Raw genomic sequence first — 16,009 nt, forward strand, 5'->3', positions numbered from 1 at the left:
ACGCGCCGGAACTGCCGAATCGATCGTGTCCATTAATGGCCTCGCTCATGGACACTTCACTTCGTGCCCATCATCCACAACATGGGCACATCATTGATCGTTGGGTCGCGTGAAGCTATGCGGCCCAGACCACACGGTTACAGTGATTCTCGCTTCATGGTCCATGATCCGGAGCGGCGTGCCGTGTCGGCGGACCGACACATCTCCAAACTGATGCCGGGGCAGTGCTGGCGCTCGTCATCGACTGCTGTAGCCGCGAGCTATTGGGCTGGCATCTGTCGCGGAGCGGGAAATCGAGAACGGCAGAAGCTGCACTCGAGCAAGCGTTAATCGCTCGCTTCGGGACGTTGGGGCGTGTGCCAATACCCTTTGTGCGATTTCCCAGTTGAGGCCCACCCGATTTCCTGAGTTGGGGACCACCTTTTCAGGTCACTGGCGGAGCTGAAGGCGACGATTCTTACGCGTCGCGTTTCTTGCTGGCAAGTTTTCGGGCTTTGACGCCTCGATAGCTCTCACCCGTGATGTGCAGCGATAGCGCAGCATGCTCAAGACGATCGCGGATCGCATCGGCGATTACGGGATCCCCGATGACCTCGGACCAGTGATCCAGTGGAAGCTGCGTTGTAAACATCGTTGACCGGCCGATCGATCGCTCCTCGATGATTTCACACAGATCTTGCGCTTCGGTCGATGACAGTTTGCGCATTCCCATGTCGTCCAGGATGAGCAGGTCAGGTCGCGCGAGCTTGTCTCGATAGCGCAGATACGTGCCGCTGGATCGGGCGAGCGCGATGTTCTCAAGCCAGGTTGTGACGCTCATGTACAACACCGACTTGCCGCAGGCGCAGGCGTGCAAGCCCGCTGCCTGCGCAAGGAACGTTTTACCGACGCCCGTCTGCCCGATCAGCAACACCGGCCGTCCCTCGCCGAGCCATTGCAGACTGTAGAGCTCCTTGATTTGTGACTTGCTGATAGAGCGGTTGGCGGTGAAGTCGATATCTTCGAACGCCGGTCGCAAGGTGAACTTGGCTGCCTTGATGCGATAACCGGTTTTACGCTCTTGCCGATAGTCCGCCTCGGCTTGTAGCAGGGTATCGAGGAACTCTGTGTAGCTGGTTTGATCTCTGGTGGCTGCGGCCACCGTTTCATCGAAGGTGCCGAACATGCCGAGCAGTTTCATCTCAGCCATCAGGTTTTTGGCGATCGCTGTACTCATACGATTTTATTCTCCAGGGTTGCGTCGGACGGAACAGCAGCGAGCATGTCCTCGGTGCGATCAGCGCCCGCGAGATATCGCAGCATCGGGTTGCCCGGTCGGCGTACGATCTCGCGCGCCACACTCGGATCGATGGTTTGCTTCCTGGCCTGGGCGAGCAGCGCCTGGAAGTACGGCACACGGTACTTGTCGTAGCGTCGCATCGTGCCGATCGCCGCAACGATGCGTTGGCTCGCGACCTCATGACCAGCCGTGTTGATTTCCTTGGCGCAGCTACGTACAAAGCCTTGGACGCGACGCAGGTTGCCGTACACGTCCGCGTTGAACAGCTCGACGCACAACCGATGTAATTCAGCATGGATGAAGCGCGACTGAGAGAGCAGTCGCTGCGGTGTCGCTTCATAATAGGCTTGAGACGCCGGCGGGAAGTGCGAGTCGATCTTGATCCGTCGGCCATCGCGATGGCGGCAGCGTGGATGGATGGCGAGTCGTTCGAGGTTGAGGAAGATCTCAACGTGGTTCTCGGTGAGCTTAATGCGCAGCTTCTTATGACGATGGATGTGTGGGGCACTGTAGAGCACGGCTTCCACCAGCACGTAACAGTCAGCGTGGAGCGTCGCCGTGAGCCACTCCCCGCTAACTACATCATTCGCAGGCAACGCTTTGAGAGCCGTGCGTTCTAGTGCTTCGAACCGTTGGCGTCGCGAGACGCCGAAGCGCGAGTGACGTCGGTCATTGATGCGTTGGACGCATTCGGCGAGTGCTTGGTTGATCTGATACAACGATGTGAAGCGCGTACGTCGATAACGGAAGCGCGCATAGCGCATTAGGATCCTGACCAGTCCCTCGACGACGGCCTTGTCACGCGGGTGATCGGGCCGCGCCGGAACGACTGCCGTGGAGAACTGGCGAGCGAGTTGCGCGTAGCCGGGATTCAGATCCGGATCGTACAGGTGACATTTGAGTACGCCTTGTTTCAAGCAGTCCGGCACGGTGACGTGCGGCACGCCACCATAGTACGCATACATGCGTCGATGACATCCGAGCCAGTTGCGGCTCTTCATATCCTCGGCGGCCCATGCGAACAGCAGTTGGCTGAAGCCCAGGCCGGCGACGAAGACATAAGCTTTGCGTATTTCACCGGTCTTGATTTCGATCCACTCGATCGCATCACCTGCATAGTCGACTTCGACGCGCTCGCCTGGCTCGAACTCACGTGCCGTCACTTCAGCCTGTCGGTATTGCGGGAACTTCCGGTAAAACTGTTTCCAGAAGTTCGCGTAGGACGTCAGCGATTGTGCTTTCTCTTCCCAGATGAACTTCAGTGGATGACCCAGACCGAGATCGTGAATCACGATCGCCCAGTCCACTTGTTTCATCCACAGCGGATCATTGCGCTGCTTGGGAATGTCCGGTGACTCGCGGAGTCCGTCACGTACTTCACGTACGGTGTCGCGCGAGCAATTCAATGCTCGGGCGATCTCGCGAACGCCGCGGCCGTCGGCCAGCCGACGACGGATCTCTTCGAAACGCTCCACCGTCACGCTGCGTAAACCCATGCCGACCTCCCGTTCGTGATCGGCGGGCACGATACGGGCGCAGTCCGTTTCGGGCGCGCTGGCCTGCAGCAAAGGTGGGTTGGAGTCGGTGGTCGACATCGGCGGAAGCACTCCTGGCGCCTTTGAAAGCGCTCCGCCAGGGTGGTCCCCGACCGTTGACAGTGGACCCCAAATCAGGAAATCAGGTGGTCCCCAACTCAGGAAATCGGGTGGGCCTCAACCGAGGAAATTCTGCACCCTTCCTCCTGCGCTCCGATAACGGCTTGGTCTTCACCAGTCGCAGCTATACGGCACTGGTGCGCGGCTATGGCCTTCGCCAGGAGTTCATCACGCCCACACCCCTGAGCAGAACGGCCTGGTGGAGCGCGTGATCCGGACACTAAAGGACCAATGCGTGCATCGGCATCGCTTCGAGACCCTGCAGCACGCCAGCCGAGTGATCGGTGACTGGATCAACTTCTACAACAATCGACGACCTCACCAGCTGGGGATGAAGACACCCGCTGAAGCCTACGCATTAGCGGCATGACCTGAGCAGGTTCCGCTGGGTCATTACAACGGATGGTTCTCCCCACCTGCGTTCGCTAGAGATGTTCAGTCAGCGCACTCTGAACCTGTGCGGACGGAATGCTGACAAATGCCAGCGTGCCTGACATTGTGCTAGTGGAACCACAACGAGTTCATGTCATCCACAAGAATCGAACGTACGAATTTTCGGGTTCTTCGGAGGATTACCTGCTGAGCTAGGCGGTCTCTAGTTTGAGTGAGTTGCTATTGACGTGTTTGCAACGTCAATGATTCGATGCTGATCAGGACTCCAGCTCATTAGCGCCACGCTCATTACGGAGACGAACAAACCTGAGACAATGTGCTTAGAATCAGTCCGATACAAACGTCAGCCTCCTCGCGCACGGCCAGGCTAGGCTCGCATGAAGCAAGGGGGGCTGGGCGCGCCCAAGCCAGCTGCACAAGATGCTGGGATCGATGCACCACAGGGACATACGGCCTATATCGGTCGGTCGCTTCTTGGGGAGATTGTACTATCCAGGGTTCTTCAGCGAGGTCCGATGTTCGTACGACGATGTTCCTTGAATACTTCGCATTCATCGCTGAGTCTGACGCGTCGCTCGTCCGTCGAGTCCAATACGGTAGACGTTTAAGTTTGTTGTAGATGAGAGTGTTACGGCATAGTGAGCCACACGGCTTCGCGAGCTCACTGGGTATTCTTCCGAGAGCGAGATCAGATGCGGCGATACTCCTTCGCTAGGCTGGTGTGGCAGGCGCTGCGTGGGAACACTGGCTGGCAGCCAGCCTGGCGTGACTCGAAGCTTCAGAATCATTACGACGTCATAATTATTGGCGGCGGCGGCCATGGTCTGGCAACGGCCTACTATCTTGCGACGGAGTATCACGTAAAGAACATCGCCGTGCTGGAGAAGAGCTGGCTGGGTAGCGGTAACACCGGACGGAATACGACCAACGTTCGCTCCGACTACATGTTCCCAGAGAGCTGCGCGCTCTACGATCTGGCCTTGAAGCTTTACGAGAAGCTCGCGATTGATCTCAACATCAACATCATGCTCTCGCAGCGTGGTTGGATGACTCTGATCCACAACCAGCATCAGATGGAGTCGGCATACCACAAAGTGAACTGGATGCATTGCAATGAGCTCGACGGCGAGATCATTGACGCCGCTGAGGTGCAGCGGATGCTTCCTGCATTCAACATGAGCGCGGATGCGCGGCATCCGGTCCTCGGTGCGTTCCTTCAGAGACGCGGCGGCACCATTCGACACGATGCCGTGGCTTGGGGCTATGCGCGAGCCGCGAGCGGGCTCGGCGTCGACATTGTGCAGCACTGCGAAGTCGTCGGCTTTGTGAAGCAAGGAAATCGGATTACTGCCGTGGAGACCACTCGAGGAACCATCGGCTGTCAAGCGGTTGGAGTCGCCGTCGCTGGACATTCGAGTGTAATCGCCAACATGGCAGGTTTCCGATTGCCCGTGACCAGCCACTGCCTCCAGGCCATGGTGTCGGAGCCGGTTCGCCCTGTGCTCAATCATGTCGTGCTATCGCCCGCAACGGGCGTTTATATTAATCAGACCCAGAAGGGCGAGCTGGTGATGGGGAGCATCCTCGATCTTTATCAGTCTTACGGTCAGCGCGGCAACTTTCCCGCCATTGAGAAAACGCTGACGGCAGTGGTTGAGATGTTTCCGATGTTTGCACAGACGCGCCTGATGCGGCATTGGGCCGGCATCGTCGATGTGGTGCCGGACAGCTCCCCCATCCTAGGGCGGACGCCCATCGACAACCTATATATCAATTGCGGGTGGGGAACAGGTGGCTTCAAAGCGATTCCCGCTGGCGGCATCGTGCTCGCACACTCGTTGGCCACTGGCCAAACTCATCCACTCGCCGAGAAGTTTGGACTTGATCGCTTTCGTAGCAATCGGTTAGTGGACGAAGGCGCAGCTGCAGGCATCGCACATTGAGGTGAGCGACGATGATAATGATTCGATGCCCCTATTGCACTGAGCTGCGTACCGAAGAAGAGCTTGTCTACGGCGGAGAGGCGGACTTAGTGCGTCCGGCAGAGACGAGCTCCGACCAAGAATGGACCGACTATTTATTCATGCGCGCGAACCTGAAGGGCGTCCATCACGAGCAGTGGTGTTGCTCGGCAGGGTGCGGCCAGTGGTTCAAGGTCGTGCGTGACACCGTGAGCCACAAGGTCCTACACGTCAGAAAGTTCGAGGAGCTCCCACAACCTGCGACAGAGGTTGTATGAGGACTCATGGTTATCGATTGAGCACCGGCGGGCTCATTGATCGCACGCGGACGATCCGATTCAAATTCAACGAGCGCAGTTTCACAGGACACCCGGGAGATACGCTGGCCTCGGCATTGATCGCTAATGGCGTCGATGTCATCGGGAGCAGCTTCAAATATCACCGGCCGCGTGGCTTTTATGGAGCAGGCGTCGAAGACCCGAACGCTATGTTAGGCGTACAGGATGCGTATGGCTATGAGCCGGCGCTTCGAGCCGGCCAAGTGCGCCTGGCGGAAGGAATGGAATCATGGTCGGTCACTGGTTGGCCGTCTGCAGCGTTCGATGTTGGGGCCGTCGCACAGCTCGTCTCTCGCTTGCTGAGCGCGGGCTTCTATTACAAAACTTTCAAGTGGCCTTCGTGGGCCTACTTCGAACCGTGGATTCGACGGGCAACTGGATTCGGGCGCCCACAGCCCCACAACGAAACTCGTGCGGTTCATCATCGTTACGCGACGTGCGATGTACTGATCGTGGGCGGTGGTCCTGCGGGATTGGCGACTGCTCGCGCGTTGATGGGGCGCGGGCTGAGAGTGATTCAAGCGGACGACCAACCTCAACTCGGTGGCTCACTGAATTGGGAGACTGCTGCCATTAGCGGGCTGCCCGGGGCGGGCTGGGCCGCTTCGATCGCGCAGGAGCTTGCGGCGGATCCACAGATGAGCGTGCTCACATGCACGACGGTGGTGGCTGCGTACGAAAACAATCATTTTGTTCTAGTAGAAGTGGGCACGAATGACCGCGGTGTCCACACTGAATATCTCTGGAAAGTCCACGCGCAGCAGGTCGTGCTAGCGACCGGAGTGATCGAACGTCCTTTGCTGTTCCCGGACAATGACCGTCCAGGCATCATGCTGTCGAATGCCGTTCGCCGGATGATCGGAGAGTTCGGTGTGGCGCCAGCGAGGCGAATGGTGATCCATACGAATAATGACAGCGGCTACCTCACCGCGCTCGCTGCGCACAGAGTTGGCATTGACGTCGCAGCGGTGGTCGATACTCGCTCTGAGGGCGCGGCTCTACACGCAAAGCTCGCCCGAGAAGCCGGCATTCGTTGTTTATTTGACACCCAGATCCAAGCAACTGCCGGTTATCGGCGACTGTCAAGGCTTACTGTCAGAAGTGGCAGATCAGTTACGACGATCGCTTGCGATGGGCTTGCGGTGTCTGGTGGATTTTCTCCGTCCGTTCATCTTGCCTGCCACCGCGGCAGCAGGCCAATTTATGAATCGAGTTGCGGCGCCTTTGTGCCTGGCGAGCTACCAGAAGGTTGGTATGCGGTCGGCGGTGTGAACGGAACGCTCGATCTGTCCGAAACCTTTTCTGAAGCAGCAACTACCGCTCGGGCTATTCTGGATGGGCGCGGCGTATCCCGGCGAGCAGCTGCCATTCCTCGCGTCGATGCGCTCGCCATGGGATGGGGCGCCGCATCGGCGCGGAATGGCAGACGATGGTTCTCGCGGATGTGGGTTGACTTTCAGAACGATGTTAAAGCATCGGACATCGAGCTTGCGGCACGAGAAGGCTACGTCTCTATCGAGCATTTGAAACGCTACACCACGCTCGGCATGGGCACCGACCAGGGGCGCACTTCAAACGTCACCGGTTTGGCTCTCATGGCAGAGCTGACGCAACGGACGATCGGCGAGTTGGGCACAACGACCTTCCGACCGCCCTATACGGCGGTCCGTCTTGGAACGATCGCAAATGCTCGTCGCGGCGACCTGTTCAAGCCACGACGTTTCTTACCGGCCCACGCAATTCACCAGCACTTGGGCGCGGTGTTTGAGGATTTCGGCTGGGAGCGGCCGGACTGGTATCGAAGCAATGCGCCGGAACGGGAGTCAGCGGTCGCGCTCGAGATGGCCTCTGTGCGGAACCAAGTGGGTGTGTTCGATGCGTCCTCGCTCGGAAAAATTGAAATCACGGGGCCCGACGCTGCAAAGTTCCTAAGCCGCTTGTACGTCTCGAACCTAGTGACGCTCAAGCCCGGGCGGGTGCGTTACTCGGTCATGCTCAAGGAGGATGGAGTCATTTTCGATGATGGCGTCGTATCCTGTCTTTCCGACCACCACTTTCTGGCAAGTCCCACATCGGGAAACGCCGAAGCAGTGGCCGCTTGGTTCGAGCGATGGCGCCAAACGGAGTGGCCGACGATGCGGGTGGCGATCTCTCCCGTTACTTCGAATTGGGCTTCAATCGCAATTGCGGGCCCGCGCGCGCGCGAATTATTGACGCGATTGAAGCCTGACTTCGACATCTCAAACGCCGCGTTTCCGCATATGCAGATCCGTGTGGGAACAGTTGCGGGCGTTTTGGCGCGGGTGGCGCGAATCAGTTTCACGGGGGAGCTGCAGTTCGAGATCTCGGTGCAGGCGCGTTACGCAGCCTGGTTATTGAGCTGCGCTCTTGCGGCTGAAGGCGATGTCAAGCCCCGACCGGTCGGTCTCGAGGCGTGGCTGCGTCTGCGGCTGGAGAAAGGTTACCTGCACGTGGGCTCCGACACCAATGGACGCACGACGCCGATCGATGTCGGGATGGGGGACATCGTCGCCAAACGACAGGATGACTTTATCGGAAAGCGCTCGCTCAGGCTTCAGTTTGCTACAAGTCCGCAGCGTGAGCAGCTTGTTGGACTACGAGCCCTGGACGGCACGTTGAAGGTGGGGGGGCGCATCCTCTCGTCAGGATGCACGAAGGTGCCCTGTCCAACCGAAGGGTATGTCACTTCCGCCTGCTTTAGTCCCTCCGTGGGAGCATCGATTGCCTTAGCGCTCCTTGAGCGTGGGCACGCGCGTGAAGGTGAGATGGTAAACGTGTACTGCGATAGCGCGCTCGTTAGTTGTCGGATTTCCAATCCGACCTTCTACGATCCGACCAACCAAAGGCTGCAAGCTTGAAGCCTGAATCTCAATCCTCGCTTCGGCGGCAATTCGGTACTCTGTCGACTGTAGCCGACCGAATTTCCGATAAGCTGGAAGTCCGCGAGCGCGCGGACATTGGATGTGTGCTCCTCAACGCGGCCGTCAATTCAGTGGATATCATCGATGCCGGCAGTGCGGCCGTTGGTGTGCAATTGCCCGCAGGCGCTGGCTTGATAAGCACAGTACCGCGCCGATCTGCAATGTGGCTCACGCCTCGCGCCTGGCTCATTCTGTGCAGCGCTGAAGACGAGATCGCGCTCGCATCACGCGTCGATGCCGCGTTTCCCGAAAAACGACTGCACGCTGCTCTCTTCACTGATTACCTGTGTTGGCTCGAGTTGCGAGGCCAAAGTGCAGAAGAGTGTCTTCAATACGGCGCATTCATCTCCTTAGAGCGCGGCGGTCTTGCTGTTGGTCATGGAAAGCGAACACTCATTGCCGGTATAACCGCCGTGACCATCCACCAGAGCAGGTTTGAGTGGCTCGTTGCGATCGAGCGCAGTCGGGCCGAGTATTTTGCTGCGTGGCTCAAGCGTTCCCTACAGGCGCACACAGGGCACATCTAAACGTGTCGGGCCGATCCGCAACATCCAGAGGTGCTTCTGGCTGCTGATAGCTGTATCAAGGTATGCCATCTGCCTGCCGGGCTTGGGCAATGCTCCAGAATCGGCCTGGCATGGGTACGTTGCCGCAGAGCTGAGGGCAGTGTAGCATTGGCGGTTCAGTGTCGGGACGTGGCGCAGCCTGGTAGCGCACTTGCATGGGGTGCAAGGGGTCGCGAGTTCGAATCTCGCCGTCCCGACCAATCACGCAGGGTGTATTCTGGTCCATCAAATTTCACCCTCCAGGCACCCTTCGGTGCTTCCCTGTCTGGCGCCGAGCTGCTCGCTGACGCAGCAGCGAGTCTACTCCGAGAGCTTGCGCATCAATTCCGTCAGACTGATCGCGGTGACGCCATCACTCTCCGGCCACGAATCTGGCCCGCTGTGAACAAGGTAGCTTTCCTTTGCTTTCAGTGTTTCACGAGCGCTATGGAAACCGCGCGACAGCGTGGGCGCGGATGAGCGCTTGATCTCAACCGCAATCTCCGGCTTCCCGCCGCGCTCGAACAGCAGATCGATCTCTGCACCATCCTCCGTCCGGTAGAAATAGGGCGTGCGCCGCTCGCCAGCCGCCGCAATGAGATTCTCGATAACAAATCCTTCCCAGCTTGCACCGGCGACTGGATGACCCAACAGGTCCTCCCAAGTGCCGATGTCGAGCAATGCGTGCGTCAAACCGCTGTCGCGTATGTATACCTTGGGCGTGCGCACCAGGCGTTTGCCCACGTTACCGGCCCAGGGCCGGAGACGACGCACGAGGAGTAGATCGACCAGCAAATCGACATAGCGGCCCACTGAGGGTGAGGTGACTTCCAGACTCGAGGCCAACCTCGCCTGGTTCAGAGGCGTGCCCTGTGCATGAGCAATCATTGTCCAAAGTCGCCCAATGGTTTCCGCCGGAAGACGCGGAGCGAACAGAGGTACATCGCGCTCTAAATAGCTGCGGACGAAGTCGCGCCGCCAGTCGAGACTCGCTGCATCACTTGACGCAAGGACGCTCTCCGGAAAACCACCGCGTAACCACAGTCGGTCGGTGTTGCCCACTTGATGCGGGTACTCCAAAGCATCTATGGCGCCCAGATTCACATAGGCGACACGACCCGCCAGTGTTTCGGACGCTTGGCGCATCAAATCGATGGCCGCAGAGCCCAGAAGCAGGAAGTGCCCGGCCCGGTCGCCTGCGGCTCGCCGATCATCGATGATCCCCCGTAGTGTTTCGAATAGCGCAGGCGCTCTATGGATCTCGTCGATCACGACGAGCTTTCCGGCTTGCGCCCGCAAGAATGTGTCCGCGTCCTGCAGACGGCGCTGGTCGACGGGCCGCTCGAGATCGAGGTAGAGCGCCGAAGACTTTGCTTTGCGCGAAGCGATGCTGCGCGCGAGCGTTGTCTTGCCCACTTGGCGCGGTCCAAGCAGCACGACACCTGGCATCTGGTTGAGCCGATCCTCGATATACGGACGCAAGCGGCGGCTAATCATGCAAGTGAGCGCATTACCCCGGAAATATAAACTCAGAGTTTAGAATTCCGGGGTTCGCAAGGCAAGTGCTGTAGCCCGTAACAGCTTGCCATTCCGGCCATGGCGAACACTTCAACCGGTGATGGTGCACACCGTCCGAGCGAAGCGACGCAAGTGGGTCGGCTATGTAGCAGGCTGTCCGGCTTGTATGAGCCTACCGTGCAAGGCAATCGCCGCTGAATGGGTGAAGAAGGGCTCATCTCGTGCCCTGTGAGTTCCGGCATCGGTTGTTTCCAGTCGAGACAACGTGCCGTCGTATCCGGATTCGGAGAGTTCCAGACGCGTGGATCGGGCGCGTTCACTTGACCACGGTTACTCGCGAGGCTGGGCACTTCCGATTGATTTAGCGGCATTGAGCCTGTCTTCAGCGTCAATTGGATGCCTGCAGCAGATTCAAGTGTGCCGCCCACTTCTCCAGGGCATCACGCTTGTCCTCAAGATAATCATGTAGGTCATACGTGCCGGCGATTTTGGCCTGCGCGTGATTCAGCACTCGTTCCGCAAGGTGCGGCGCAACTTTCAGCCGCGCCAGACCTGTGCGGCAGGTGCGCCGCAGATCGTGCGGCGTAAACACTTCGACGCCATGTGCTTTCCACGCGCGTGTGCAGCGAGCAACGCTGCGGGTGATCAGCCTGCCGTCAGCGGCCTGTCTGCCGTCCGAGGTGGGGAACACAAAGGCGGAATCGCCCGCGAGGTGTTTGAGAGCCATGAACTCTTCGACAGCCCAGGCTGATAGCGGCACGACGTGACCGCGACCCGCCTTGGCGTGCGCGTCCGGGATCGCCCAGGTGGCCTTCTGAAAATCGATGTCGCTCCAGCGGGCGAGGGCGAGCTCACCTCGTCGCTGCCCGGTCAGCAACAGCACGCGGAGCACATGCACGGTTCGGATCTCGCGACGATGAACTTCGTCCACATGCGTGAGGAAAGCCTTCAGTTCCGCTTCCGAGAGGGCACGCTCACGCGGTCTTTCCTTGCCTCCTGGAGGGTAGAGCAGTTGCACCGGCGTCGACTCGACGATGCGACGATGGATGCCGAACTTGAACAGCTGACCGAGAAGGGCGGCGGTGCGATTGGCCATGATGGGGGCGCCGCGGTCCACGATGTTATCCAGCAGTGCCAGGACTTCGTCGGGCCCGATGGTGCGGGCATCACGGCCTCTCCAGGCTGGCAGCACGTCCTGGTTCAGGATGCGTTCCGCATACTCCGGCCGCTTTCTGCCGCTACGCGCCGAGCGCAAGTGCCGGGTGATGAATTCGGAAACGAGGAATTCGATGCTGTGCGAGCGGGTGTTCGTCCCCGCGGTTTTGTCAGTTGCCATGTCCTTGGCGTGCCTTCCGTGGTCACTATGGTCAGCTCCGATCGTCCATAACTATCCGTGCCGCGTAATGCAACCAGCTGAACTTCGAACGCTTGCTTCGCACAGCAGCTGTTGGGGTGTGCAGGGCCAGGGAGGGAGTCTCGCCGAACATCGCCTTGTAGTTGCGCGCGAAGAGAGAGAAGTCCCAAACACCGTGTTCGGCGGCAATGTGGGTGACCTTGTCCTCGTGAGGGTCGGCGCGAAGCAGCGCCATACGGATGTTCTGCAGCTGAATGGCTTTCAACAGACGGATCGGGCCGACGCCAAAGTAATCGCGGTAGATGTTGCGTAAAGTCCGTTCGCTGACTTCAGCTGCACGACAGAGATCACGGATGAATAGTGGCTCGCCTTGACGCGCTTCGATGAGCGCCAAGGTGTGGGCAATGACGCGGTTACGCGGGAATTGTGGTCGGGTCACGCGACGAGGCCTCGATGGCGTTGAGCTGCACTCTAAGAGCGTTGTCAGGCAAACAGCGAGTTCCTGTTCCAGCGCCGCCGCGATTCCTGGCTCAGTGAAGTCGACGCGCTCGAGGTGGTTGAGGGTACGGCTCACCATGCGGCGCAGGCGATCGAGATGCGTGGGCTCAGCGCGTATTCTCGGCCCGTTGCTAGACCGCTTAGGCACAACCTCAGCAGGAATCAGGAGTGCGAGCTTCGGTATTGTGAAACCTGCCCAGCAAACCACGTTCTGGCTGGTAAATGTAAAGGGCTGATCTGCATGCAACACAACGAATTCATCCGGCCCGAGGACATCGCCATTGACGCGTACTTCGCCGAGCTGTGTGATCGGTGCGGCGACCGTGACCGTATCTGATTTGCCTTGTCCGGCGAATGTAGCGGGGCTGCCGGTCTGGAATGCTTGTAGCCAGTTGCAGCGGCCATCCGACCGCTGGATCCACCACTCCGCGGTTTGGCGAGAGGTAGGAACGAAGTGGCCCTCGATGCCATCGAGGGAACTGGCGAACTCATCTAAATCCCTATAAACGAGCTTCCTCACCGTGGTTCACATCTCGAAGTCGGGGCACCTGGTCTTCTATGGTTCAGGGAGGGCAGTGACGGGCACAGCCAACCCTTCATTGTTTATGACAGGGTCGGCGTCGTGATTCGGCCTGAGGGGAACCCCGTACGTAATCGGGGCTCCATAATCGCTATTTCGGCCGCGCTCGCTGCTGAGCCAGGTTCTGCTCGATGAATCTCATGAACTGCGCAGGATTATCCAACTGAAACTTGCCGAAAACGCGAAAGTTGTTGCTGGTATAGGTCGGGACCGGAATCTGTGCTTCATGCCGCCGGTTGTACTCGCCGACAGCCTCTTCAACCTGCACCCCTTTGAAAAAGATTTCGGCATGTTCCCACGCCAGTTCCTGCGCCGCGTTGACCGGCCGCACCGTTAACGGGGTATTTGGCTCGACCACAACCTGCTGATCCAGCTCGGCGCGCACGTTGTCTGGTGGTGCGGGTTGACCGCGCCTGGTTGGGCGACGAGATACGGTGGCGGCGCCTTCCGCGACGGTGACCTTGGTGACATGGCCGTGACTCGCAACGCCGAATTTGGTGCCCATGGCTTGCACGGTCGTGACGCCGCATTCGACGAAGAATGGACGAGTGATGTCCTGCGCGACCTGGTAGGTTGCTTCACCTTGACATGGGGCCTGTTCAATCGTGCGTTGCTCAGCGGTATAGCGCACCACGATTGTGGTCTTTGGCCCGAGGCGCGTGACTGTGCCGTCTTGAAGAGTGATTGTTCGCCACTCGCCGGGGGCAGTGGAGTAGGTCTCCGTCTGTAACGCAGAAGCGCCTGCGATAAGAGCAATGGTCATCGCGACGAAAGCTGCAATCTTCGGTCGATAGCCGATGCGTCCATCGAGTTGCGTCAAGATCGAAAAGTTTAGTTGCCGCATGAGTTTATCCCTCTCTTTTGTCCACGCTGAGTCATCGGCACTATCAATCAGCTCCCAAACGGGACGAGCATGATCAGTCGTGATGGGGTTGCTTCGGCGCTCTGCCGGTAGCGTTGATGAGCCCCGTGGCATCGTCCGCTGAAGAGGCTCTGCGGTAGATCGACTGACGAACGCCAGTGGACCCAGCGACTGCCCCATCCCCTGATCCGCAGTGCATAAAACGAAGGAGTGGGCCGCGGTTATCGAGGCGGCTGCAATGCTGGCGATGTTTTCAGGACGTGGATGAATTGCTCAGGATCTTCGAGGTCGAACTCGCCGAACACTTTGAACTTGGGGTCGTAGACTCTCGGAAGGATGATCTGCTGCTTATGTCTTCGGTTGAACTCGCTGATAGCCTCCTCGATAGGCGTGCCTCGGAAGATGATGCGCCGTTGTTCCCAGGCAAGCTCCACTTTGATGTCGACATCCTTCGGCGTTAGCGGCGTCCACAAATTGACCAGCACTTGCTGACCTGCGTCGGCGCGAACGTAATCCACCGAGGGAACTTGACCTGATCGGCCTAAGCCACGAGTCACAGTGACTGTGCCTTCCGCCACTGTAACGTGGACGTCCTGATCGCAATCCACGCCGAATTTGGTCCCGATTGCTCGTACGGTCGCCATGCCGCAACCAACGATGAAAGGACGATAAGGATCCTTTGTAATGACCCAGCCGAACCTGCTCAGGTTATGCCGCTAATGCGTAAGCTTCAGCGGGTGTCTTCATCCCCAGCGACTGGTGAGGTCGTCGATTGTTGTAAAAGTTGATCCAGTCACCGATCGCTCGAGTGGCGTGCTGCAAAGTCTCGAAGCGATGCCGATGCACGCATTGGTCCTTCAGTGTCCGGATCACGCGCTCCACCAGGCCGTTCTGCTCGGGCGTGTGTGGCGTGATGAACTCCTGATGAAGTCCGTAGCTGCGCACCAGGGCGGTGTAGCTGCGACTGGTGAAGACCAAGCCATTATCGGAGCGCAGGAGGAACGGTACTGGCACACGTCCCAGGGTGCCGAAACGAGCGATCAACGCTTGCTCGAGTGCCGCTTCCGCGGTCCTCGATTTCCCGCTACGCGACAGGTGCCAGCCCAACAGCTCTCGACTACAGCAGTCGATGACAAGTGCCAGCACTGCCCAGCCATCGCGGCCACTCCAGACGCGGCACAAGTCCGTCGCCCAGCGTTCATTTGGGGCAGCTGCTATCGATGGGATGGCGCGCACGCGAGGCCTGAAGCCGACCGGGCGTTTGAGCACCTGCCAATGTTTCAGCTGGAAAATCCGCTGTACCGTGTTCTTGTTGAACCTCAGCAGGTGCGCCACGGTTCGATAGCCGAACGACGGATTCTCCTCGATCATCTGCTTGATGGGCGCTGCGAAGCGCTCCTGCACGACGGGCTCCTTCTTCGTCGGGCGGTAGTACACCGTGCGGCGAGGAACATCGAACCAGCGGCACAGCTGGCTAATCGAGACTGCGTAGCCATCCTCTTCCAGTCCCTGGCGGATCGCGACGATCATTTCTCGTCCTCGCCCAGCAGGGACTGCAATTTTTTTCGGGCACGCAGTTCTAGCATGGCCTCGCCGTAGGCCTCCTGCAGATCCTTCAGTTGCTTCTCGTACTGCTCGCGAAGATCCTGCGGATTGGCTCGCAGCGCGTTCTCCATACCACGCTTGCCATCGTCCACCCACTTTTCGATCTCAGAAGGCGGGAGGTCGTGGGCTCGACTGGCTTCAGCGACTGTTGTCTTGCCTTGAATGATCTCCAGTACCAGCGCGCTCTTGCGGCGAGCTGTCCAGCGTTTGATCTCGTCGTCCATCAATGTGCTCAAGTGTCTCTCCAAGTAGATTAACACCTGAGCAGGAATTCAGTGGGTCATTACAGCACGCTCAAAGGCGTCGGAAAAGTCTACGTGCAAGTCGTCGTCGATGTGGCCGTTCTATGAAGCACTCGGCGTGAAGGTCGGCGCGATCCTCACCGACAACGGTCGCGAGTTCTGCGGCATCCAGGATGCGCCATCCTTACGAGCTGTTGCTGGCGATGGAAGATATCGAGCATCGAACGACCAAGGTCC

General features: G+C 58.8%; 13 protein-coding genes, 1 tRNA gene and 2 pseudogenes. 7 read left to right on the plus strand and 9 right to left on the minus strand.

All coding sequences use genetic code 11. The features are described 5' to 3' along the window. Window positions 1–457: 457 nt before the first annotated feature. Both istB and istA read right to left on the minus strand, forming a co-directional pair. Window positions 458–1,216, minus strand: a complete 759-nt coding sequence (gene istB / locus VGD45_RS01525; RefSeq protein ID WP_331153500.1) for an IS21-like element helper ATPase IstB — start codon at window positions 1,214–1,216, stop codon at window positions 458–460. Beyond that, entirely contained in the window at window positions 1,213–2,874 is a 1,662-nt protein-coding gene (gene istA, locus VGD45_RS01530) for an IS21 family transposase (RefSeq protein WP_331153501.1), read from the minus strand. Before istA ends, istB begins: the two co-directional genes overlap by 4 nt. Window positions 2,875–3,142: 268 nt before the next feature. Here istA and VGD45_RS34025 point away from each other — a divergent pair, with 268 nt between their 5' ends. The 6 genes from VGD45_RS34025 to VGD45_RS01550 all read left to right on the plus strand — a co-directional run bounded on the left by VGD45_RS34025 (window position 3,143) and on the right by VGD45_RS01550 (window position 9,334). Continuing rightward, on the plus strand, window positions 3,143–3,304 hold the full coding sequence (locus tag VGD45_RS34025; RefSeq protein ID WP_349263186.1) for an integrase core domain-containing protein: 162 nt from the start codon (window positions 3,143–3,145) through the stop codon (window positions 3,302–3,304). A gap of 715 nt (window positions 3,305–4,019) precedes the next feature. Then, entirely contained in the window at window positions 4,020–5,270 is a 1,251-nt protein-coding gene (locus tag VGD45_RS01535) for a sarcosine oxidase subunit beta family protein (RefSeq protein ID WP_331153502.1), read from the plus strand. A 17-nt stretch (window positions 5,271–5,287) separates the two neighbouring features. Continuing rightward, entirely contained in the window at window positions 5,288–5,566 is a 279-nt protein-coding gene (locus tag VGD45_RS34030; RefSeq protein WP_349263189.1) for a sarcosine oxidase subunit delta, read from the plus strand. 17 nt (window positions 5,567–5,583) lie between these two features. Continuing rightward, on the plus strand, window positions 5,584–8,505 hold the full coding sequence (locus tag VGD45_RS01540) for a 2Fe-2S iron-sulfur cluster-binding protein (protein WP_331153503.1): 2,922 nt from the start codon (window positions 5,584–5,586) through the stop codon (window positions 8,503–8,505). Beyond that, window positions 8,502–9,095 carry a sarcosine oxidase subunit gamma family protein gene (locus VGD45_RS01545; RefSeq protein ID WP_331153504.1) on the plus strand — a complete coding sequence of 198 codons (594 nt, stop codon included), beginning with the start codon at window positions 8,502–8,504 and terminating at the stop codon, window positions 9,093–9,095. Before VGD45_RS01540 ends, VGD45_RS01545 begins: the two co-directional genes overlap by 4 nt. A gap of 162 nt (window positions 9,096–9,257) precedes the next feature. Beyond that, window positions 9,258–9,334, plus strand: a tRNA-Pro gene (locus VGD45_RS01550). Between the two features lie 100 nt (window positions 9,335–9,434). On the opposite strand, the gene VGD45_RS01555 is transcribed toward VGD45_RS01550, so the two are convergent. The 7 genes and pseudogenes from VGD45_RS01555 to VGD45_RS01585 all read right to left on the minus strand — a co-directional run bounded on the left by VGD45_RS01555 (window position 9,435) and on the right by VGD45_RS01585 (window position 15,754). Next, window positions 9,435–10,610 (minus strand): ATP-binding protein, encoded by a 1,176-nt coding sequence (locus tag VGD45_RS01555; protein WP_349263187.1) that lies wholly within the window; start codon window positions 10,608–10,610, stop codon window positions 9,435–9,437. A 409-nt stretch (window positions 10,611–11,019) separates the two neighbouring features. After that, window positions 11,020–11,967, minus strand: a complete 948-nt coding sequence (locus VGD45_RS01560; protein ID WP_414717546.1) for a tyrosine-type recombinase/integrase — start codon at window positions 11,965–11,967, stop codon at window positions 11,020–11,022. 31 nt (window positions 11,968–11,998) lie between these two features. Continuing rightward, window positions 11,999–13,003 (minus strand): helix-turn-helix domain-containing protein, encoded by a 1,005-nt coding sequence (locus VGD45_RS01565; protein ID WP_331153507.1) that lies wholly within the window; start codon window positions 13,001–13,003, stop codon window positions 11,999–12,001. A 151-nt stretch (window positions 13,004–13,154) separates the two neighbouring features. Continuing rightward, on the minus strand, window positions 13,155–13,907 hold the full coding sequence (locus VGD45_RS01570; protein ID WP_331153508.1) for a FecR family protein: 753 nt from the start codon (window positions 13,905–13,907) through the stop codon (window positions 13,155–13,157). 239 nt (window positions 13,908–14,146) lie between these two features. Next, window positions 14,147–14,632, minus strand: a complete 486-nt coding sequence (locus tag VGD45_RS01575; protein WP_331153510.1) for a FecR family protein — start codon at window positions 14,630–14,632, stop codon at window positions 14,147–14,149. Between the two features lies 1 nt (window position 14,633). Next, window positions 14,634–15,557, minus strand: a pseudogene (locus VGD45_RS01580) (IS3 family transposase); the annotation flags it as partial. After that, entirely contained in the window at window positions 15,452–15,754 is a 303-nt protein-coding gene (locus tag VGD45_RS01585; protein ID WP_331153509.1) for a transposase, read from the minus strand. The gene VGD45_RS01585 and the pseudogene VGD45_RS01580, both read right to left, overlap by 106 nt. Before the next feature lie 69 nt (window positions 15,755–15,823). On the opposite strand from VGD45_RS01585, the pseudogene VGD45_RS34270 reads away from it, so the two are divergent. Beyond that, window positions 15,824–16,009: pseudogene (locus VGD45_RS34270) on the plus strand (IS481 family transposase); the annotation flags it as partial.

It is taken from the genome of Steroidobacter sp., assembly GCF_036402275.1.
Taxonomy (GTDB): domain Bacteria; phylum Pseudomonadota; class Gammaproteobacteria; order Steroidobacterales; family Steroidobacteraceae; genus Steroidobacter.